Below are 21,378 nucleotides of genomic sequence, written 5' to 3'. Positions count from 1 at the left end.
GGATATGACCATTGACAGACTGACAATCAATGAGTTATCGTACGATCTTTTTGTAAGCGAGTATGCTGATAAGAAACCTTTTATTTTGACGGGGGCAATGGATCACTGGGAATGCAGACCGTGGACGCTTGAATACATTGACGAACACTATGGGGACAGAATGGTCACCATCCGGAAATCAGATATCGAAGGGGTCAAAACGTTTAAACAAGTAAAGCTTTCCAACTATATCGAGTACATTGATCAGAATGATGACAAATGGTACTGTGACTGGAATTTTACGCAGCTGAACCAAAATGACTTAGACCTTGTCTATTCCGCACCCGAGTATTTTACAAAAGACACATTGAGAGCGGATGAAGAAACGGGACGGGACTGGAAATGGTTCTTTCTCGGTTCTAAGCAGACAGGCACACCGCTGCATCAGGATTTTAACAACACGCACGCGTGGAACGGCGTCATTTTCGGGGAGAAGGAATGGATCTTCTATCATCCGGACGACTCTCCGTATTTGTACGAAGGAAATATCAATGTCTTTGATGAAAAAGACATTGAGCAAAAACCGCTGGTGCAAAAGGCGTCTCCGATCCGCTTCAGACAAAAGGCGGGAGAAATCATTTACGCGCCGCGCCATTGGTGGCATCAAGTCGAGAATACGGAACATACATTGGCAGTGAGTGAGAACTTTTGGTTTACCGGAGAGCGGCTTGCCAATCAGATATAAACGAAAGGCTGAGGAGCAACTCAGCCTTTTTTTGTATGGATTCATTTCATCCGGTCCAGACCGAATTTTTTCAGGCGGTATTGCAGGCTCTGTCTGCTGATTCCGAGCTCGTTTGCCGTTTTGGATATGTTATTGCCGTGTTTTCTCAGGATCTTTTCGATCATGTATTTTTCGAAGTTTTCCATTTTGTCTTTTAAATCGGTGCCGGGCTGGGTGCTTGCGGCGGCTTTGGTTTCCGTGTCAGCCGGTTTGATTTTCATCCGGTATTGGTAAGGCAGGTGGGCCGCCGTAATCGTCGTTTCATCCGTCATAAAGTTCATGGCGCCTTCAATCATATGTTCAAGCTCGCGGATGTTGCCCGGCCAGTCATATTCCAGGAAGAATCGCTGCACATCGTCACTGATCGAATCGACATGCATTTGGAACAGGTGATTGTTTTTCTGGATAAAGACTTCGGCCAGAGGCAGAATGTCCTCCTTGCGCTCCCGGAGCGGGGGAATGATCAGTGTGACAACGCTTAAGCGGTAGTATAAATCTTTGCGCAGCCGCTCTTCCGAAATGGCGGTGATCGGGTCTTCATTCATCGTGGCGATGATACGGACGTCAATCGGTTTGTCCTGCGCTGATCCGATGCGCCTGATTTTCTTTTCCTGAAGGGCGCGGAGCAGTTTTGCCTGCAGGCTGAGATTGAGCGAGTTGATCTCATCAAGGAGCAGGGTGCCTCCCTGCGCCTGCTCAAATAAGCCGGGCTGGTCGATGGCTCCGGTAAAGGCGCCTTTTTTCGTGCCGAATAAAATACTTTCGACCAGGCTATCCGGCAGGGCGGCGCAGTTTTGTGAGATGAACGGGGCGCCTGAGCGCTGGCTGCCGTTGTGAATGCTTTGGGCGAACAGTTCCTTGCCCGTTCCCGTCTCGCCGGCCAAAAGCACCGATGATGATGTGCGGGTTGCCCGTTTCGCGTTTTCGATGACTTCCCGAATGACCGGGCTGTTGCCGAGAATACTGTCAAACGTGTAGCTGTTCTGTTCTTTCCTGTGCATGTTCTCCCTGATCAGCCGTTCGAGCTTGGTGACGTCCTTGGCGATTTCCACGGCTCCCTTGATCTCGCCGTTTTGCACAATCGGGAAAGTGTGGTTGATCGTCGTGATTTCCTGGCCTTTGTTATTGAAATAGCTTTGCTTTACGTTTTTAATCGTTTTGCCTTCTTGAAGGGCCTGAACGAGCGTGCTGTCCTGCTGATTGGAAAACATAAATACATCAGTCAGGTTTTTATGCAGGACGTCCCGTTCATCCATATCTTCAATCTGCATCATTTTCTTATTGTAAATGACGGTGCTGCCCTTTTCGTCCACCACATGCAGCCCGACATCAATCTCTTCCAGAATGCTTTGTAACACGAGTGTGTAAAATTCGCTGGTTGTGTGCAGGTCAATTCCCCCTCCCAATCGTCTTAACATTCATTATTTTAAAATAAATCGAACGGGAAACGCAAAAAAATTTTGCGCTTGGACGATGTTTAAAAATAAATGGAAATTAAGGTAATAAAACCATTGACTTTTTTAAGGAAATGGTTGATATTTAGATATATACTTAAATATCTAAATTATGTATGTATGAGAGGGGGAAAGTTTTTGAATAAAGCTTTTAAAGCACTGGCCGATCCTACAAGGAGAAGAATTTTGGATTTATTAAAGAAACAAGACATGACGGCTGGTGAAATTGCGGAACACTTCGACATGTCAAAACCCAGTATTTCTCATCACCTTACCATATTGAAAAATACTGATTTGGTTCACGATGAGAGGAAAGGCCAATTTATTATGTATTCATTAAATACCACTGTATTACAGGATCTTATAGGCTGGTTCTTTTCTCTGACTGATTCAGAACATGATAATAAGAAAGGCGGGGAATCATGAAAAAATATCTCTTTTCGGCAGGAATCATAGTTTTAACTGTTTTCACATGGGTTTGCACATATTCATCTTTACCGGACAATTTGGCGACACACTGGGGATTAAACGGAAGTGCAAATGATTACCAAACGAAAGCTAATGCGATGATGATGCTTATTGGCATCATGATTATTCTATATATTTTAATGGTTATCATCCCTAAGATTGATCCTAAAAATAACTACAAAACATTTATCCGGCCATATATGGCTATATTTAATACAATGTTTGCGGTTCTGTTTGTCATTAATCTGATTACCATCTTGACCGGTCTGGGATATGATCTCCCTATATCTTATTTAGGAAACTTTATAGTGGGAGTCATTTTCATGGTGTTTGGAAACTTCATTCAGATCGTTAAGCCCAATTTCTTTTTAGGGATAAGAACACCTTGGACGCTGAGCAGTGAAAGCGTTTGGAAGGATACACACAGGGTTAGTTCGAAACTTTTTGTCTTAGCGGGCATGCTCATGATGCTTGCAGCTTTTTTGCCGCCGGTGTATAGAGTGTCAGTCATTTTCATGGCTGCAATCGGCTGTATCATATTATCTTTACTATATTCTTACATTGTATATCAGAGACAATTGAATAAATAACTGTTGAGTAGGAGCAATCTAATTGGATTGCTCCTATTTTGTCAGCGGGAAACGCAAAAAAATTTTGCGCTTGGCTGAAGTTTGCACGCAAACTGCCGGAAAATTTTGCGGGAAAAGAAAGAATGCTGGCGAAACATCCCGTTTTTTCGGATTGGCACGGAACTTGCTTTATAAAAAGGGAAAGCAAGATCTAATGTTGAATGATTACAAAACAAGGGGGAATCAGATTATGTCAGCTTTCACAAAATCTCAAGAAATTATCAGCCAAACTTCACATTACGGCGCGAACAACTATCATCCTCTGCCGATTGTTATTTCCGAAGCGCAGGGTGTTTGGGTAAAAGACCCTGAAGGCAATCAATATATGGATATGCTGAGTGCTTATTCTGCGGTGAACCAGGGGCACAGACATCCGAAGATCATTCAGGCGCTGAAGGATCAGGCGGATAAAATCACTCTGACGTCACGCGCGTTCCATAATGATCAGCTCGGTCCGTTTTATGAGAAAACAGCCAAGCTGACCGGAAAAGATATGATTCTGCCGATGAATACGGGGGCGGAAGCCGTTGAATCCGCTGTCAAAGCGGCGAGACGCTGGGCATATGAGGTCAAAGGAGTAGCGGATAATCAGGCGGAAATCATTGCGTGTATCGGCAACTTCCACGGCAGAACGATGCTTGCGGTATCCCTTTCTTCAGAAGATGAGTATAAACGCGGTTTCGGACCTATGCTTCCGGGTATAAAATTAATTCCATACGGAGACGCAGAAGCGCTGCGCAGGGCGATCACGCCGAACACAGCCGCTTTCTTATTCGAACCGATTCAGGGAGAAGCGGGCATCGTCATTCCGCCGGAAGGATTTTTACAAGAAGCGGCCGCCATTTGTAAGGAAGAAAATGTGCTTCTGATCGCTGATGAAATTCAGACGGGACTCGGCCGCACAGGGAAAACATTCGCGGTTGACTGGGAAAATATCGTACCGGATATGTTCATCTTAGGCAAAGCGCTCGGCGGGGGCGTCTTCCCGATTTCGTGCATCGCGGCGAACCGTGACATTCTCGGCGTGTTTAACCCGGGTTCCCACGGCTCGACATTCGGCGGAAACCCGCTCGCTTGCGCGGTATCGCTCGCATCTCTTGAAGTCCTTGAGGAAGAAGGGCTGGCAGAGCGTTCCCTTCAGCTTGGCCGTTATTTTAAAGAAGAGCTTGAGAAAATTGATAACCCGATCATAAAAGACGTGCGCGGACGCGGCCTGTTTATCGGCGTTGAACTGACAGAAGCGGCCCGCCCGTACTGTGAAAAGCTGAAAGGCGAAGGGCTTTTATGCAAAGAAACACATGATACCGTGATCCGTTTTGCACCGCCGTTAATGATTTCCAAGGAAGACTTGGACTGGGCGGTCCAAAAGATCACAAACGTGCTTCAAAACGCGTAAAACCTTGATGCGGCAATGCTTTCCCTCGGCTTGTATGGAATTTACAAATAAAAAATTCAGCACACTCTATTTGCGCGGCGACAGTATTTTAGTATAATGTATCTTTATGTACGAAAATGAATTTCATATAACATTCATATACAAATAGAGGCTCTTTGGACAGCAAATCGGTTTCAAAGCACCGGCTTGGTTCCAATACAAGTTGCTGAAGGGGTGCAGAATAGTGAATACAAATCAAAAAGAGAATCAGCTTCAGCGCACAATGAAATCACGCCATTTGTTTATGATTTCTTTGGGCGGAGTGATCGGCACCGGGTTTTTCCTGAGTACCGGATTTACAATTAACCAGGCGGGACCGCTGGGCGCGGTTCTGTCTTATCTGGTCGGCGGTTTTATTATGTTTTTGACAATGCTCTGCTTAGGCGAGCTTGCGGTTGCCCTTCCCGTATCAGGGTCGTTTCAGACGTACGCAACCAAATTCATCAGCCCCGCTTTCGGTTTCGCATTCGGCTGGCTGTACTGGCTCGGCTGGGCGGTGACATGCGCCATTGAGTTTTTATCTGCGGGACAATTGATGCTCCGCTGGTTTCCGCATGTTCCCGTATGGGTGTGGTGCCTCGTGTTTGTCGGACTGATGTTTCTTTTGAACGCCATTACCACAAAAGCGTTCGCTGAGTCGGAATTTTGGTTTTCCGGTATTAAAATTTTAGTCATTCTGCTGTTTATTATTTTGGGCGGCGCCGCCATGTTCGGCCTGATTGACATGAAACACGGCGAGCAGGCTCCTTTCTTCTCTCATTTTTATGAGGATGGATTGTTTCCGAACGGCATTAAGGCTATGCTTATTACGATGATTACCGTAAACTTCGCGTTCCAGGGAACGGAGCTGATCGGGGTTGCCGCGGGAGAAAGTGAAAATCCCGAGAAAACGATTCCGCGCTCTATCCGGCAGACGGTATGGAGAACGCTTGTCTTTTTCGTTCTCTCCATCATCGTCATTGCCGGGATGATTCCGTGGAGGCAGGCGGGAGTGGTCGAAAGCCCGTTTGTCGTGGTGTTTGAACAAATCGGTATTCCATATGCCGCCGATATTATGAACTTTGTTATCTTAATTGCGCTGCTCTCAGTGGCCAACTCAGGCCTGTTTGCATCGACGCGTATCCTATATGCCATGGCGAACGAAGGACAAGCCTTTAAATCGCTCGGCAAAATAAATAAACGCGGCGTGCCGATGAACGCTCTGATCGTGACGCTGGCCGTCGCATGCCTGTCACTGCTGTCTAAAGTGGCAGCGCCGGAAACCGTTTATATGTTTCTCTTATCATTAGCCGGACTAAGCGCGCAGGTCGGCTGGATTACGATTTCCCTGTCACAGCTGATGTTCAGACGGAAATATATCCGCGAAGGCGGCAAAGTGGAAGACCTGAAGTTTAAAACACCGCTGTACCCGGTGCTGCCTATTATCGGGCTGACGTTAAACACGGTTGTTCTGATCAGCCTCGCATTTGATTCAGAACAGCGGCTCGCCCTTTATTGCGGCATCCCGTTCATGGCGGTGTGCGTTATCGTCTATCATCTGTATGTAAAAAAGCATAAGCAGTCAGAAAAACAGATAGAGCTTTAAATCTTTTCGTGTCCAAGTCATCTTTGAGAAACCCGCACAGGACAACATACAACATGTTGAGGTGGAAAAACGGATGAACAAGAATATCTCAGTTATTGGAATGCCGATGGATTTAGGACAAGCACGACGCGGAGTGGACATGGGCCCGAGCGCCATCCGCTACGCGCATCTCATTGAACGGTTATCTGACATGGGGTATGCGGTGGAAGACTTAGGCGACATCCCCGTCAATCGTGAAAAACTCAAAAATGATGAAGAGCTGAAAAATCTGAACTCTGTGCTCTCGGGGAACGAGCAGCTCGCCCAAAAGGTGGACAGCGTCATTGAGAATGAGCGGTTCCCTCTCGTCTTGGGCGGCGATCACAGCATCGCGATCGGAACGCTGACAGGAACGGCAAAGCACTATAAACAGCTCGGCGTCATCTGGTACGACGCGCACGGCGACTTAAACACCCTGGAAACATCGCCGTCAGGCAATATTCACGGAATGCCGCTGGCCGTCAGCCTCGGCGTCGGACACGACACGCTGGTGAACCTGGGCGGGTATGCCCCGAAAATCAAGCCGGAGAACGTCGTCATCATCGGCGCGAGATCGCTTGATGAAGGTGAGCGTGAATACATTAAGGAAACAGGCATGAAGGTCTATACGATGCATGAGATTGACCGCCTCGGCATGACAAAGGTCATTGAAGAAACCATTGACTACTTGTCAGACTGTGACGGCGTTCACCTCAGCCTTGACCTCGACGGCCTTGATCCGAGCGACGCACCCGGCGTAGGCACGCCTGTCGTCGGCGGCATCAGCTACCGTGAAAGCCATTTGGCAATGGAAATGCTGTATGATGCCGACATCATCACTTCAGCTGAATTTGTCGAAGTCAACCCGATCCTCGATCACAAAAACAAAACCGGCAAAACAGCGGTCGAGCTGGTGGAATCTTTGTTAGGAAAAAAACTGTTATAAAATATGCGCCTCCGCACCTGCGGAGGTTTTTTTGTTGCCACGAGGAAACTAGCGGGCTGCCACCCTCTTTTTGAACCTGTAAATATGATATATTTATTACACAAAATGGGAAAGGGAGGTGTCCTGACAGATGGCTGAGGTGATGGCCCACGAAACAGTTGCGAAAAAAATCAGTGACTGGTATGAGGAAATCAAAAAGCACAACACTGAATCGGCTGAGGCGTTAAGAGAACAACTGCTTACGGATCTGCAAAATATGACACAAAATCAAACGGTGCTCCTTTATTTTAATTTAATTGATTCCCGCTACAAGCTTTTGATGGAAGAGTATGAGAAAACAGACGGCATTTTAAAAACGATCCAGCTGAACGCCGATAAAGAAAAAACAGACCAGATGATTCAATACTATTATTATTTCTTTTCCGGAATGCACGAGTTTTACCGTAAACGGTTTATGAACGCCATTAATTTTTACCGGATTGCTGAAAGCAGGCTCCGGCACATACCGAATGAGATTGAAAGAGCCGAGTTTAATTATCAAGTGGCGATTGCCTACTATGAAATCCGCCAAAACTACTTTGCGATGAACCACGCGGAAAAAGCGTTGGAGATCTACAAAGCCAATGAAATGTACGCGGTCAGAGAAGCACAGTGTTTAATGGTGATCGGCTGTAACAGAATGGACTTGTTTCACTATCAGAAAGCCGAAGAGCTCCTGCAGACGGCGGTTCATCAAGCCGCCAAAGCGGGTGATCCGCATATTGAGGCGCTCGCCCACTTTAACGCAGGCATTTGTTATGAAAGACAGGAAAAGCTTGAGGAGGCGCGGGTCGAGTTTGAAACGGCTCTCGATCAAAAGGAGCATTTGCGATCAGCGTATTCGGTGCGGAGTCTGTACATGCTGGCCAGGGTATTGTTGAAGCAGGAAAAGACGGATGAGGGCCGGTTTTGGCTGCATAAAGCGCTGAATGCCGCTGAAGAAAAAAACGAACCCGTATACACCCAAAAGCTGCGCATCTTACAGCATGTCTTTATTGACAACAATGAAGAAGCGCTTGAATCAGCTTTCGCCGAGTTAAGAAGGAAAGAGCTGTGGAGTGACGTTTCCGACTTATCGTATCAGGCCGCTGCGCATTTTAAAAAACAGGAGAATTACAAACTGGCGGCGAAGTATTTTCAAGAATCAATTGATGCCAATGACCAAATTTTGAGATTAACGGAGGGGATTCGTAATGAAAACATGTAAATTCATTGTACTCTCAGCAGCCTTGGCAAGTCTCATTTCGATTGGATTATTTGCGCAAACTGGTTCAACGGCACAAGCCGAACAAATCATAAAACCGGCGGAAAACGGAGCCTTCGGATAATACTTCATGATACCGCTTTCAGTCTGTGTTTTGTAAGGAGTGATTCAATGGCTATCACGCTGCAGCCGATGACAGAACAAGAATTTCAGTCCTATCTCGCTCATTCAACCAAGCATTACGGTGAAGAAAAGGTAAAAGCGGGAACGTGGCTGCCTGACGAAGCGCCGGAATTAGCGGAGCTGGCGTTTAATGACCTGCTTCCTGACGGCTTGGAGACGGCCGATCACTATTTATGGACGCTGACATTGGACGGAAAGGAAAATGCCGGCTGGCTGTGGCTGCACGCCGATCCGGACCACCCGCAGCAGGACGCATTTATTTATGATTTCGGCCTTCATCCGCCTTTCCGCGGCAAAGGCTATGCAAAAGAGGCGCTCGCAAGGCTGGAGGACAAAGCCAAAGACCTGGGTGTCCGCAAGGTTTCTCTCCATGTGTTCGCTCATAACGAAACGGCGCGGAAGCTGTATGAGAAGACCGGATTTCTGGAGACGGATGTCATCATGAGCAAAAAGCTGTCATGAAAAGAGGCCCGCACGATGGGCCTCTTTTGTTATTCATCTAACAATGTCATCATGTGTTCCGGATAACGCTCGCCGGCCGCCGTGCCGATCGGAAACATCTCATCCAACCGCGCCTTCACATCCTCAGGAAGCACAATGTCGAGAGCGGCGAGGTTCTCTTCCAAGTAGTGTTTCTTTTTTGTACCCGGGATCGGAATGAGATCATCGCCGTTTGCGAGAACCCATGCGAGCGCAAGCTGAGGCGCGGTGATATTCATTTCCCGGGCAATGGCGGTAAGTTTTTGGACGAGCCCTATATTCACCGCCAAATTGTCTCCCTGGAATCTCGGCGTTCTTCTTCTGTAATCATCGGCATCCAGCTGCTCGGTCGACGTCATCTTTCCGGAAAGAAAACCTCTGCCGAGCGGACTGTAAGGCACAAATGAAATGCCGAGCTCACGGCAGGCGGGCAGCACATGCTCCTCTGCTTCCCTGCTCCATAAAGAATATTCCGATTGAAGCGCGGCAATCGGGTGAATGCGGACGGCGCGCCTGATCGTTTCTGCGGAAGCCTCTGACAATCCGATATATCTCACCTTTCCTTCGTCTATCAGCTCCTTCATGGCGCCGACGGTTTCTTCAATCGGCACCCGCGGATCAACCCGGTGCAGATAATAAAGGTCGATATAATCCGTCCCAAGGCGTTTCAGACTGGCGTCACACGCTTTTTTCACATAATCGGGCCGTCCGTTAATTTCGATAAACTCACCCTTTTCGCTTCGGACATAACCGAATTTCGTCGCGAGGTAAAGCTCCTTTCTGAATGGGGCGAGTGCTCTGCCGACAAGCTCTTCATTTGCACCCAATCCATATTGATCAGCCGTATCAAACAAATTCACGCCGAGATGAACGGCATGATGCAGTGTGGAAATCGACTCTTCCTCACTCTGGCTGCCGTAGTATTCCGACATGCCCATGCACCCTAACCCCATTGCGGAAACCCGCATCGAACCGATCGTTCTGTCCTTCATATGTCCTCCCCCTTTCTTGTATGATAACCGGATTTCCTGATATTTGAAAATGTTTTATGCATATGATACATATTGTTATAAAATTTTTAAAAATCTGTAAATTATCTATTTTTTTATCGCAATTCCGTCATATAATACAAATGTGGAAAAATTATACTCAAAGAAAAGAGGCGAAGTAATATGTGTAAAAAGCTGTTCAAAGCCATCCTCCCGTTTGCCCTGTCATTCACCATGGTTCTGTCGTTCTCCGGTTTGAATGTAAAAGCGAAAGAAACAGAAGCAGCCCGCTACGCAAAAGAAATCGCAGACCTTCAGCAGGGCACGACTCCTCAAGACGTTCTCCAATCCGCCAAAGAGCTTGCCAAACAGAAGCACGTTTCAACAGAAGCAATTCTCAAGCAGTTTCATCAAGAAATCACGGCAGACAAGGTGCAGGGAAATGTAACCGCTTCCAAAGAAGGGCTCTCTGCGATGGGCGGATCGTCAGGAACCAAAAAACTTCCGAAAAGCACAAAAGGCAATATTTATTACACGAACTCATACACGGCTTATTACAACCACGGGCATGTCGGCATGTATTCATCCGCTGATAAAATTGTTGAATCCGTGCCGGGAGACGGCGTCCGCCAGATTGCTTATAACGGCAGAGAAGTCGAAGACAATTCAATCGTTCAGACCGTGAAAGTTACCGATGCCCAAAAACAAGCCGCCGCTGACTGGGCTGTATCAAGAGTCGGTGATGAGTACTCCTTCAACTTCGTCAATAACAGAAATACGGGCCATGAAGGCGCCAAAAACTGCTCAAAACTGCTGTGGTCGGCATTCCTCTTAAAAGCCGGGATTGATATCGACTCTAATGGCGGCTTAGGCGTATACCCGCGCGACATCACAAGCTCGTCCTACACAACCACGATTCTGACCATTCACTAAGGAGAACAACGTGAAAAAAATCATTTGGATACCCTTAGTGATCATCGCCGCCGCAGCGGTCTTATGCTTCTTCTATTTCCGCACGGAAGATCCTGCGGAGGTTGCGAGAGACACATTAAATGACCCTGATTTTCTGAAAGATAAAGAGGCGCTGCTGTATTTCTCCACGGCGGCTGACCAAGACACGTTCGGCGGCGGAAAAAGCTACGCCCTCTTCGCCGATGACAAAGGACGGCTCTCTTCTTATCACATGAAGGGGCTTGAGCTCGGATCGGCCAAAGTGCATGACGGCAGCGTGCTGCTGGAGGACAAAAAAGGAATCTATACCGTTCAGGACGGCCTTCACACATATAAAAGAGCGTACCAGCATACGGGAGACAGCGCGGGATATATCGAACGGGCGAAAGGCTTTTACACGCTGTATAATTCGGGCTACGACAAGAGCGGCGGCAGCTATCGCTCAGAGCTGTACCGCCAGATTGACGGCAAGTGGAAGCAAGACGTCATCCCGCACTATATCCGCGCTTCAGGCTTTTTTAAAGATCATCTTTTCGCACTCACGCCGACAGATGACGAAAAAGGCTATCACATCCAAGACATTCAGGCTGATAAAGAAAAGCTCCATACAACATCAATCGCGACGTGGACGTATAAAGAAGGCACGTCTGTCGAATCCCAGCTCGCCGCGGACGACAGCGCCGTCTGCTTTGTCACCAGAGGGGAAAAAGCAGATCACATCTATCAAATGGTGAAAGTCATGAAAAACAGCGGCGCCATCAAAACGTATGACATCGCCGCTTATAATAATGACGAACAGACGATCTATGACTCCATGCCGTTCAGCTTCAAAAAAAGCTTTTTCATGGAGCGGCGCAGCTTCTATTTCGTTGACGGCTTCGGAAACGTGTACCGCATCAACTCTGAGACCGGAAAAAGCAAAAAAGCCTTCAAGCTCCCCGCATCACGAATGAAAGCCGACTTCAAAGAGCTGACGCATCAAAACGGAAAGCTGTATCTGTTCACGTACAGCTACAAAAAGCCCGCCAAAATCGAGTCCTTCGACCTGAAAACGGGCAAAAAGCTGAATGACCTGACCATCCCAAACTTAAAAAACATCGTCACGCCGAAAAGCCATCTCAAGCTGTATGATGTGCAGGTGATGGGTGGGTTTGAGAAGGAAAAGCAGTCATCATAATGAAAACACAAACTTTGGATTATATAAACAAAAAAACCTTTTATTGGTTTACCTGTACTCGTTTGAGGATATAGAGTAGTAGACTGAATAAAAGGAGGATATATAGTGAAAAAACGTTTCAAATGGTTTGTGGGAGTAGTTATTTTTGTTTTTATGTTCAGTTTTTCAGGTGTGACAGAAGCTATTAGTACAAAGACAATAAAAGATGAAATCACATGCCCTGTCTGTGATAAAACGATTAAGTCTGAAGGAAGTAAAAAAGACAGACAAAAAGCTTTGAATATCGTCAAAGACAGAGATGATTTGGATATGGATAAAACAGAAGTCTTTGTGACTGTTTTAAATAATAAAGATCATAAGATTGCATTGGTTCATTATGAAGATCAACAAAATCATTCATTTGCGCAGAGGTATATTAATTTAAACACTGAGCAAATCGTTTTATCCGTAGAGGGTATAGGAAAATGGGACAAAGAAAAAAAAGAAGGAAATTTCAAATTAAGAGTTGGAGATAAAGAAATTATTAATGAAGATTTTAATCAAGATGGATTAAAAGGCAAGGGGAATAATGCTTTATTGAACTCTGTCAAAAAAGCATCTCCGGCAAAATCAAAATTGGAGTCCTGTAACGATTTAGTCACAAAAATGCTGGGGCTGGGATCCAGTATTGCTTGCGCAGGTGCTTGTATGGCTGTCGGAGGTGCTGTCGGAGGTGCTGTCGGCGCAGTAGTGTGCTCGCCCTTATGTTTAGCAATTGAAAATGGAGTTGGCGAAGCAGGTGCTAAAGAAATTTGTGAACAATTCTTTGGTTGAAATATGCAGATTTGAAAAGAGCTTGCCGCTTTTGGTAAGCTTTTTATAATGAAACGTTACTGCAAGAAAGAAGGTGTTCATTTGAAATCATTCAGTATCTTCTTATTGTTGTCCGTCATTTGTATAACCATTGTTTTTGTCATAATGAATATGTTGAATGGATACCCTGATGTGAGCAACGGGGCATTGATTATGATTGTATATATCGTTGTGACCCTTATGATAAGGCTATATAACAAGAGAAAAGCCGACCGAACATAGAGATAGAGGAATTTAGGAGGGAGCCGATGAAGAAAAAGCTTGCCGCGGTGACCGTAACCATTCTCCTGGTTTCCGTAATAACCAATTCTTTTTTAAACGGCGGAAAGCCGGACTGGATCGATGTATGCTCTACACTGCTGGCGTGTCTATTAGGAATTCTGTTCGTCCTTCGCTTAGAAAAAAGAGAAAACACGTAAAGAGCCGGATGCTGCAAACGCCGGCTCTTTTTGCGCGTGATTTGCCGAATTGTGGATAAAACTCAGCCCGAAGCACTACTAACATGTGTATAAATAGGTTATATTGAAAAGAGAACAATTGCCGCGTGCAAAAGAAAATCGGAGGACGTAACAATGAAAACCGCTTATTATTCTTGTGAAGAACATATCGAAACCGTGCTGGACATGTACATAGATGATCATGAGCTTCCGCCCGAAATCAGAAAAATCGAACATACTAACAGTTTATCCACAGCCTGTGAATTATGTGGGGACACTGCAACATATCTAGTAGGGAACGAATGATCCTACACAAAATACAGAAAAGATATCCACAATTGTGGACAATATATATGAATAACTTGTTTCTAAAGTGGGGATGACCTGTGAATATCAATATTGTGACCATCGGAAAACTAAAAGAAAAATACCTCAAGCAAGGCATTGAAGAATACAAAAAACGACTCTCAGCCTACGCAAAAATCGACATCATCGAACTCCCGGACGAAAAAGCGCCGGAAAACCTGAGCGACCAAGACATGAAAATCGTCAAAGACAAAGAAGGCGAACGCATCCTGGCCAAAATCAGCCCGGACACCCACGTCATCGCCCTCGCCATCGAAGGAAAAATGAAAACATCCGAAGAACTGGCCGATACAATAGATAAGCTGGCGACATATGGAAAAAGCAAAATCACCTTCGTCATCGGCGGCTCACTAGGCCTAAGCGACGCCGTCATGAAACGGGCAGACGACAAACTGTCATTTTCAAAAATGACATTTCCTCATCAGCTCATGCGTCTGATTTTAGTGGAGCAGATTTACCGGGCTTTTCGGATTAATCGTGGGGAGCCTTATCATAAGTGAGTGTGGGTTTTAGAGTAAAGAATTTATTTGCTAATAATAACAGAGTAATGACGTAAAAAGAACCCTTCCAATTCGACTTTGAAAATCAAAGGAGAAGGCAACGTAGGAGTTTGTCAAAGAATATTAATATTAAAGAAAGGAGAGGGGAATGTGGTAAAGGAAGGATATAGAGGTGTAGAGTACTATAAAGGGCCAGATTTGGCAAAAGGATATATGCTAGATAAGGCTAAAGACGTTTATGAAGAGTTGGCGATTGGGCATGTAATAGAGAATATCAATGAAGCTATAGAATTATATAATATCATCAAGTATGTTAAGGACGAGACGTTTCTATTATATCTTGGTGAAGATAAAGAGGAATGGATTAAAGAAAAAAGTAGTATAGCTAACGCGTTAGTAGGTAAATATATTAATCAGCATTCAGATATCTTAGCCGAATATGAAGAGGTAGATTTCAGATATAAGGGATCTTTTTGGGAAATAGTAGAGAAAAGAAAGTTGAGTGATATTACAGAAAGCAGATTTAAGATGTTTCTTGATGAACTGGATGTATTCGCATGGCAAATATTTAAGCTACATAAACTTGTGATGAAGTATGATGTAGAATTAAGAGAATACATGCTTAATAATTCAGAAGGTAGTACAGAATTACTTTTGGATAAATTTTCATTGAAAAATAGGAGCGAACGACAGGAATCTTATTTGCCACAATCATTAACTATAGAAGACAAGGAGCAGATTATTAGTACCTATCTAGATTTAGACAAGCCTAATTTAAATTACACTAGGCTTCTTAGTAATGTACAGAATACGAAAGAGTTTGCTTTGGATACTAGAGTTAAATTGAAAGCAAAAAGAGTAAGCGAAAGACTTGAGAGTGGACTCTTTAAAGATGGTAGTGGGATGGGAACGGATATAGTAGTTGAGTTCAAAGAAAATGTAGAGGGTACTGTGAAGCAGCATTACTCATTAAATAAAGTAGGAACAGAGGTTGATAAAGAATGGTTAGAATCTAATCTTGATAATCCAACATTATTGAACAACTTTATATACATATTCGAGTTCGTAAATAAAGATATGGTTTCTAAATTCCCATATAATAAAATATATGCAAGTGTCTTTGAAAGATTTGGTTTTGCTCATGAAAAAGAATACAAGACCGGTACAGAGTTCTCAATAAGAGAATCTTTATCCCTAGCACAAATGCATCTATATTATTCATTCTTAAAGAGTAAAAACAAAGATTTAGAAGCAATAATTGAATGGTTCTTTAATGTTTATCTAAAAGAGGAATTCTATATTGAAGACTTCAACATTAAGCTACCGCCTATAGATAATCCAAATTTTGAAAAGTGCAAATCTATATTTCCAACTATTGAAAGTATAATCAAGAAGTATAAGTTTTATTTAGAGGATGGTATCATTGATGAAGAGCTTGTACAAATGGAAAGTAAGCCTTTGCTATTTTCTGAATGCCCAAGCATGACAAATAACAGATACGTGTATATAGCGCCAAATAATGATGAGGCTATAATATTGAGAAATATTATGTTTTCTGACCAAAGTAATATTACTCATTTCCCAAATTATGGTGATAATCAATATAATACGCTCATTGAAAGGTTGACTACTGATAAGCTGTATTTACATGACATAGAGGATTATCAAAAATTGTCTTTAGATTGGCTTATTGAACGTGATTATGTAACTGTAAACGACGATAATGAAATAGTGTTGGTCAATAGGAATAGAACACTTATATATTATTATATCCATATAAACGGTGTAGTCGTAACTAGTAAGCTATCTAATGCTCTAAAGAAAGAAGTTGATAAGTTATTAAATGAAAGAGTTTTAGTTTCTGAAAATACATTATTAACAAGGCAAGAATCCAATTATATAGATTACTACTTGAATAAGAAAAATTTTATCAATGGATATGACTTAAGGAACAAGTATTTACATGGTACATCTTCTAGCTATGAGAATGAAAATGAGCATTATGTAAATTATTTGCATGCTCTCAGATTATTAATAACGATTATGATAAAGATAAATGATGATCTTTGCACAGCGAAGGTTGTGGGTGATTAATATTAAGAAGAAACGAACCAGGCCCCTGTGGCAGGAGTAAAAATTGTAAGCATCAAGTTAAATTAGGTTCTTTTCAAAATTAGTTGATAATTCTTTCTAGGCATGTTCAGGGCTCAACAAGAAAAAGAAGAAGTAGAGACCATGAATGAATTGATACAGCTTCTCGACCGCATTTGGAATACGATTCTCATGAATTAACAGTCCATGCTGTGGTGATTCATGTATCGTCAAACCTTCATGAAGTTTTCTGACCCCATTGTGGTGTGAGTTCGTCCACCGTTCACTCCACCTATCCGAAAAAGCTTTCAAGATTTACCCATGCAGAGAAACAAGGCCATGATTCGTTTGAGTAATCGGGAATTATTTTATGAGAATCCAACTTGTAGCCACAAAATTTTCTTAGAACGTGCAGTGTTCATGTACTGCAGTTCCGTAACGGTTTCAAAGTCTTGAGCAGGGGCACGGCCGATATTAGCAAAAGTACCCTATTAAACAAAAATCAATTAATAAAGACCATACTTAGATTAGTCAAGGGAGCTTTATCATAAGTATTTTATTTTCTTAAACTGATTTTTTCAGAAAAAACATTAAACTCATGATAATATATAACCAGGTCCATTTCAGAAAAATTTGTTACAGGAGGGTATTTATGAAATCTATTGCAATGTTTAACAACAAGGGCGGAGTAGGTAAAACTACATTAGTATGCAATTTAGCAAGTTTTATAGCTGCTGAGTATGATAAAAAGGTACTGCTAATAGATGCGGATCCTCAGTGTAATTCTACGGTGAATTTACTATCTGATAAGCAATTTGAAGAAGTTTATTATAAAAAAGATGGATTCACAATATACGACATGTTAAAGCCCTTACATAGAGGACAGGGCTATTCACAAGAGTTAAATCTAATAAAAGTAAATAATTTTGATATTAGTTTCTTAGCTGGCGATCCACGGTTGGCATTGATGGAGGATTTACTATCCAATGATTGGAGAGATGCTGTTGCAGGTTTACCCAGGGGTTTGAGGACAACGCTTGTTTTCAGTGAATTGTTAAGTAGATGTAAAGAATTTGACTATGTTTTTTTTGATATGGGGCCATCTTTAGGCTCATTAAATAGATCTATATTATTAGCATCAGATTATTTTATAACACCTATGTCTTCCGATATCTTTAGTTTATTGGCGGTTGAGAACATTGGCCAAACTTTAGAAGCTTGGAAAACAAGGTTTAATTATGGAGTTATAAACAATGAAGATCCAGAAGCTTTAGATGGATTAAAAACAGAGAGTAACCTGAAGTTTGCTGGGTATGTTACTCAACAATATACTGCAAAAACAAAGGATGGAGTAAAGAGACCAGTCAAAGCATTTGAACGTATACTTGAACCAATTCCAGCTACGATGAAAAGGGAATTAATTGAAGTCTTGAACAAAGAGGTTGGAGAGAATGATTATGATCTGGGAAGTATTCCTAACTTCCATAGTGTAATACCAATGTCACAAGTTGCCCATAAACCAGTATACAGATTAGAAGCAAAAGATGGAGTAGTAGGTGCTCATTTTACTAAAGTAAAAGAATTTAAATATATTATGGAAGGTATTTCTCGGAAACTGATTGAGAGTTTGGAGGTAATTGGATGATTAGCTGGCCACTTCCTCTCGTGAAAGATATAGCGAGAAGAAAGTCTGTTTTATTTTTAGGTTCAGGAATATCTAGAAATTCCATAAATGCACAAGGTAAAAGGCCACCTACTTGGGAAGAATTTTTGAGAATAGCTTCAGATAATATCTCTGAGAATACTGAACATATTAATACTTTTATAGCTGAAAAAGATTATTTAACTGCTTGTGAAATAATTTATTACAAATTAAGTTCCCATGGTTTTAATGAAATAGCTAAAGATTCTTTCATGAGACCTGGATTTGAAAAACATAGAATTCATGAAGCGATTTTTAAATTAGATTCAAGAATAGTAGCCACTCCAAATGTTGATAAAATATATGATACATTTGCCAACCAAGAATCAAATGGAACTATTAGTGTGAAAAACTATTATGATGACGATTTAGCAGATAAGCTTAGATCCGAGGATCGGATAATCATAAAAATTCATGGCACTATAGATTTCCCTAATCAAATGATTTTTACCAGAAAGCAGTATACAGAAGCTAGGTATAATAATTCCACTTTTTACAAGTTGTTAGATGCCTTAGCCTTAACCCACACATTTATATTTTTAGGGTGCGGTCTAAATGACCCTGATATTAGATTGATTTTAGAAAATTATGCTCATGTATATCCAAATAGCCGCCCACATTATATGGTAACGGCCTCAGATAATGTGACTGAAGATTTAGTTCGGTCTACAAGAGAGAATGCTAACTTGGAAATTATAAGTTATGATTCAACGAACAATCATATAGAACTCTGTCGATCATTAGAATCATTAGTTGTTTTGGTTGAAGAGGAGCGAGATAAAGTTGCTAGTGCAAGAATTTGGTGAGTAACATTCTGTATATTGAGAAATTAACTCTAGTATTACACCTGGCATTTTGTGGAATAGTTTGATAGATTGAATTTTATGCAAAACTATTGCTAGTTAGCAGTCAATGAGGTGAAACAAAAACCAGATTCCACTAAAAATCTGGTTTCCTGCAGCTGATTAGAAGCAACCTACTGTTGCTTCTCTTTCACCATCTTTATAAAGAGAAAGAAGACAATGAATACGATAAAGTAATTCAATGGATTCTTAACGATGCTTATCTCCAGTGAAATCTGTAAGAGTATCCAGAGAATGAAGATGGCTAGTATTGAAGGGATGATGATTTTGTACATGTCGACCACCTTCCATAGTTAGTAAAAGAAAGGGGCGCGGGCCCCTTTTTCTTCATGGTTAAAAGCAAGATGCGGCAGCTCCTGTCATTGCACCGCCAACAGCGCCCGTAATTGCTCCAACGGCACCCGCTCCTACTGTTCCGATGCCGGGTATTGTGACTGTTCCAACAGCAGCTCCTGCGAGACCCAGTGTGCCGCCGCCAGTTACCGCACCGCCGCCAGTACCTAAAATACATTTCCCGACTGATTGGGTGCTGATTGACCCGCTCGTTTTTCCAGCGTCTTTGTTCACGACTTTTACTAAAACGCCATTTTTGATTTTTTTATATTTCAGTGTAACGGGTTCACCATTTTTGTCAGTAGAGCTTTTCGGAAGAGCCTGCTCCTCGCCCGTTATGTTGTCTTTTAGGGTTGCCTTGCCTTTAGCGTCAATATGAACATCTGCATGATGGAACGTCATCTTCAGCTCACTGTCGTTGAGGTTTTCAACTTTGTATGTAGCTTGGGATTTTGCAGCAGCCGCAGCATGGGGTAAAACCGGGAGGGCAAAGGCACCTACTAGGAATACCAAGGCTGCCAGTTTCACTGCGGTTAGCTTCATTCTGCTTTGCATAATTGATCCTCCTCCTTTGGTTGCCATACTAACAAAGGCAATCTGCATCTTAAACCCTTACCATATAAAATGATAAAAAATTCACCCAATTTCATCACATTAACCAACACGGTTTGTATGTTTCCCTTCGAAAGTCATAGGGGAGCAGGGTTCATATCTGATGCGAAGTTATCAAGGAGGATAGAAACCGTAAAGGAGATCTCAGAGAAGCACCTTATTGCGAACAACACTTCTTCCGCATTTTCCCTACGACAGTATAAATCCCTTTCCGTCACGGAAACCTAGTGGAAAAGGTTTCTGAAAGGAGGGGGCGTATGATGAAAAGTGAAAAAATTCAAAACAAAACATCTTTGGTTTGGAAGATGGCGATTGCATCTGCTGTTTCGTGGGAAGCGGCAAAACTGGTTGGCTCTGATCACCCCTATTTAGCGCCTCTTTCTGTTATCTTATGTTTGCAGCCAACGATAGATCAGTCAATTCGCTTTTCTTTTCATCGTATTGCGGGAACTGCGATTGGGATCATGCTAACGTCCTATCTTGTCAGTCACTTGCCAATGAATGGCTGGATGCTGGGGCTGTTCCTATTAGGCGGTACTTACATTGCGAAGTGGTTACGAATAGATGTAACGGTTCTACATCAGGTAGCGCTCACCATTTTGTTGGTCTTTACGTTTGAACGAAACGCTAAAGATTATGCATTCGACCGAATCATCGATACGGTGATCGGCGTCATCATCGCCATTCTGGTTCACATGTTCCTTTTTCCGCCGGACTACACAAAAAAGGCAGCGGACTCTTTTCAAACATTGGCTCGTCAGCTTTCCGGCACACTTTCAGACCTTTCCAAATGGGTGCAATCAGAGTGGGGACAAGGAAAAGGGAACCTCATGGCGTATAGAATGAACAATCTTCTGCAAGAGCTGCATATGACAAAAGAGATGCTGCAAACAGCCTCTGACAGCTTAAAATTCAACCCCGTCAGAAAAAAACATAAAAATATCATTTCAAGCTATCAAATTGAGATGCAAAAGTTGAACGCCGGATTTGAGTATCTATCAAATATAGTGAAAACGTTAAAAGAATGGGAAAAAGAGGGGGAGTTATCTTCAAGTGACAAAATAGAGCTGGGGAATGATTTACAAGTGTTAAGTGAATACTTTGCGGGTTTTAAAGGCATACAGCAGGGTGAAACAGACAATTGGAAACAGAAGGAACAGATCATGTTATTGGAATCTCTCCGTTCCGACATGCTGTCGCACCCGCCGCCCGGTCATAAGGTCTATAAAGACTCTTTTTTTTTAGAAACGAAGAAATTGCTGAAGCGTTTGTAATGTTTTCTGGAAAAAAAGAATACGGAT

At 42.9% G+C, this 21,378-nt stretch carries 23 protein-coding genes; 19 read left to right on the top strand and 4 right to left on the bottom strand.

Going from position 1 to position 21,378, the window contains the following annotated elements:
* The first annotated feature begins 4 nt into the window (after positions 1–4).
* Positions 5–724: a cupin-like domain-containing protein gene (locus NYE42_RS19995; protein WP_007407887.1), complete on the top strand. Its 720-nt coding sequence runs from the start codon at positions 5–7 to the stop codon at positions 722–724.
* A 41-nt stretch (positions 725–765) separates the two neighbouring features.
* Here NYE42_RS19995 and NYE42_RS19990 read toward each other — a convergent pair whose 3' ends face one another.
* A complete protein-coding gene (locus NYE42_RS19990; RefSeq protein ID WP_033574425.1) occupies positions 766–2,151 on the bottom strand; it encodes a sigma-54-dependent Fis family transcriptional regulator in 1,386 nt (461 codons plus the stop codon).
* A 204-nt stretch (positions 2,152–2,355) separates the two neighbouring features.
* Here NYE42_RS19990 and NYE42_RS19985 point away from each other — a divergent pair, with 204 nt between their 5' ends.
* The 8 genes from NYE42_RS19985 (at position 2,356) to NYE42_RS19950 (ending at position 9,186) form a co-directional block, all read left to right on the top strand.
* Positions 2,356–2,643, top strand: coding sequence for an autorepressor SdpR family transcription factor (locus NYE42_RS19985; RefSeq protein ID WP_015240946.1), 288 nt, complete (start codon positions 2,356–2,358; stop codon positions 2,641–2,643).
* Positions 2,640–3,275, top strand: coding sequence for an SdpI family protein (locus tag NYE42_RS19980; protein WP_032869257.1), 636 nt, complete (start codon positions 2,640–2,642; stop codon positions 3,273–3,275). The genes NYE42_RS19985 and NYE42_RS19980 overlap by 4 nt, the downstream gene beginning before the upstream one ends.
* Positions 3,276–3,504: 229 nt before the next feature.
* Positions 3,505–4,710, top strand: coding sequence for an ornithine--oxo-acid transaminase (locus NYE42_RS19975; protein WP_025650081.1), 1,206 nt, complete (start codon positions 3,505–3,507; stop codon positions 4,708–4,710).
* Between the two features lie 223 nt (positions 4,711–4,933).
* Positions 4,934–6,334: an amino acid permease gene (locus NYE42_RS19970; RefSeq protein WP_020958097.1), complete on the top strand. Its 1,401-nt coding sequence runs from the start codon at positions 4,934–4,936 to the stop codon at positions 6,332–6,334.
* A gap of 73 nt (positions 6,335–6,407) precedes the next feature.
* Positions 6,408–7,298, top strand: a complete 891-nt coding sequence (gene rocF, locus NYE42_RS19965) for an arginase (protein WP_007407883.1) — start codon at positions 6,408–6,410, stop codon at positions 7,296–7,298.
* 130 nt (positions 7,299–7,428) lie between these two features.
* Positions 7,429–8,544 carry an aspartate phosphatase gene (locus NYE42_RS19960; RefSeq protein WP_158185977.1) on the top strand — a complete coding sequence of 372 codons (1,116 nt, stop codon included), beginning with the start codon at positions 7,429–7,431 and terminating at the stop codon, positions 8,542–8,544.
* The gene (locus NYE42_RS19955; protein WP_007407881.1) at positions 8,531–8,665 is read left to right on the top strand and encodes a hypothetical protein; all 135 of its coding nucleotides are present in this window, start codon (positions 8,531–8,533) and stop codon (positions 8,663–8,665) included. The genes NYE42_RS19960 and NYE42_RS19955 overlap by 14 nt, the downstream gene beginning before the upstream one ends.
* Before the next feature lie 47 nt (positions 8,666–8,712).
* Positions 8,713–9,186 (top strand): GNAT family N-acetyltransferase, encoded by a 474-nt coding sequence (locus NYE42_RS19950; protein WP_158185976.1) that lies wholly within the window; start codon positions 8,713–8,715, stop codon positions 9,184–9,186.
* Between the two features lie 29 nt (positions 9,187–9,215).
* On the opposite strand, the gene NYE42_RS19945 is transcribed toward NYE42_RS19950, so the two are convergent.
* Positions 9,216–10,196: an aldo/keto reductase gene (locus NYE42_RS19945; protein WP_069007584.1), complete on the bottom strand. Its 981-nt coding sequence runs from the start codon at positions 10,194–10,196 to the stop codon at positions 9,216–9,218.
* A 180-nt stretch (positions 10,197–10,376) separates the two neighbouring features.
* Between NYE42_RS19945 and NYE42_RS19940 the strand changes: the two genes are divergently transcribed.
* From NYE42_RS19940 to NYE42_RS19900, 9 genes are all read left to right on the top strand, one after another.
* Positions 10,377–11,126, top strand: a complete 750-nt coding sequence (locus tag NYE42_RS19940) for a YiiX/YebB-like N1pC/P60 family cysteine hydrolase (protein WP_015418599.1) — start codon at positions 10,377–10,379, stop codon at positions 11,124–11,126.
* A gap of 10 nt (positions 11,127–11,136) precedes the next feature.
* Positions 11,137–12,321 (top strand): hypothetical protein, encoded by a 1,185-nt coding sequence (locus tag NYE42_RS19935; RefSeq protein ID WP_352426680.1) that lies wholly within the window; start codon positions 11,137–11,139, stop codon positions 12,319–12,321.
* A 105-nt stretch (positions 12,322–12,426) separates the two neighbouring features.
* Positions 12,427–13,134, top strand: coding sequence for an ABC transporter substrate-binding protein (locus NYE42_RS19930; RefSeq protein WP_352426679.1), 708 nt, complete (start codon positions 12,427–12,429; stop codon positions 13,132–13,134).
* A 287-nt stretch (positions 13,135–13,421) separates the two neighbouring features.
* Complete coding sequence (locus tag NYE42_RS19925) at positions 13,422–13,592, top strand: hypothetical protein (protein ID WP_007407875.1); 171 nt, start codon at positions 13,422–13,424, stop codon at positions 13,590–13,592.
* A gap of 153 nt (positions 13,593–13,745) precedes the next feature.
* Positions 13,746–13,916 carry a CxxH/CxxC protein gene (locus tag NYE42_RS19920; protein WP_004393147.1) on the top strand — a complete coding sequence of 57 codons (171 nt, stop codon included), beginning with the start codon at positions 13,746–13,748 and terminating at the stop codon, positions 13,914–13,916.
* An 80-nt stretch (positions 13,917–13,996) separates the two neighbouring features.
* Positions 13,997–14,476, top strand: coding sequence for a 23S rRNA (pseudouridine(1915)-N(3))-methyltransferase RlmH (gene rlmH, locus NYE42_RS19915; protein WP_013354196.1), 480 nt, complete (start codon positions 13,997–13,999; stop codon positions 14,474–14,476).
* A 150-nt stretch (positions 14,477–14,626) separates the two neighbouring features.
* The gene (locus NYE42_RS19910) at positions 14,627–16,570 is read left to right on the top strand and encodes a hypothetical protein (RefSeq protein WP_352426678.1); all 1,944 of its coding nucleotides are present in this window, start codon (positions 14,627–14,629) and stop codon (positions 16,568–16,570) included.
* A 649-nt stretch (positions 16,571–17,219) separates the two neighbouring features.
* The gene (locus NYE42_RS19905) at positions 17,220–18,212 is read left to right on the top strand and encodes an AAA family ATPase (RefSeq protein WP_020958089.1); all 993 of its coding nucleotides are present in this window, start codon (positions 17,220–17,222) and stop codon (positions 18,210–18,212) included.
* Positions 18,209–19,075 (top strand): SIR2 family protein, encoded by an 867-nt coding sequence (locus NYE42_RS19900; protein WP_061861697.1) that lies wholly within the window; start codon positions 18,209–18,211, stop codon positions 19,073–19,075. Before NYE42_RS19905 ends, NYE42_RS19900 begins: the two co-directional genes overlap by 4 nt.
* A 170-nt stretch (positions 19,076–19,245) precedes the next feature.
* On the opposite strand, the gene NYE42_RS19895 is transcribed toward NYE42_RS19900, so the two are convergent.
* The gene (locus tag NYE42_RS19895) at positions 19,246–19,407 is read right to left on the bottom strand and encodes a hypothetical protein (RefSeq protein ID WP_004393168.1); all 162 of its coding nucleotides are present in this window, start codon (positions 19,405–19,407) and stop codon (positions 19,246–19,248) included.
* Between the two features lie 58 nt (positions 19,408–19,465).
* Entirely contained in the window at positions 19,466–20,020 is a 555-nt protein-coding gene (locus tag NYE42_RS19890) for a Pathogenicity island protein (RefSeq protein WP_352426677.1), read from the bottom strand.
* Positions 20,021–20,334: 314 nt separating this feature from the next.
* On the opposite strand from NYE42_RS19890, the gene NYE42_RS19885 reads away from it, so the two are divergent.
* A complete protein-coding gene (locus NYE42_RS19885; RefSeq protein ID WP_352426676.1) occupies positions 20,335–21,351 on the top strand; it encodes an FUSC family protein in 1,017 nt (338 codons plus the stop codon).
* Positions 21,352–21,378: the final 27 nt, after the last annotated feature.

The sequence above is a fragment of the Bacillus sp. FSL K6-2865 genome (genome assembly GCF_040311405.1).
Taxonomy (GTDB): domain Bacteria; phylum Bacillota; class Bacilli; order Bacillales; family Bacillaceae; genus Bacillus; species Bacillus velezensis.
This window is presented reverse-complemented; position numbering and strand designations above follow the sequence as displayed.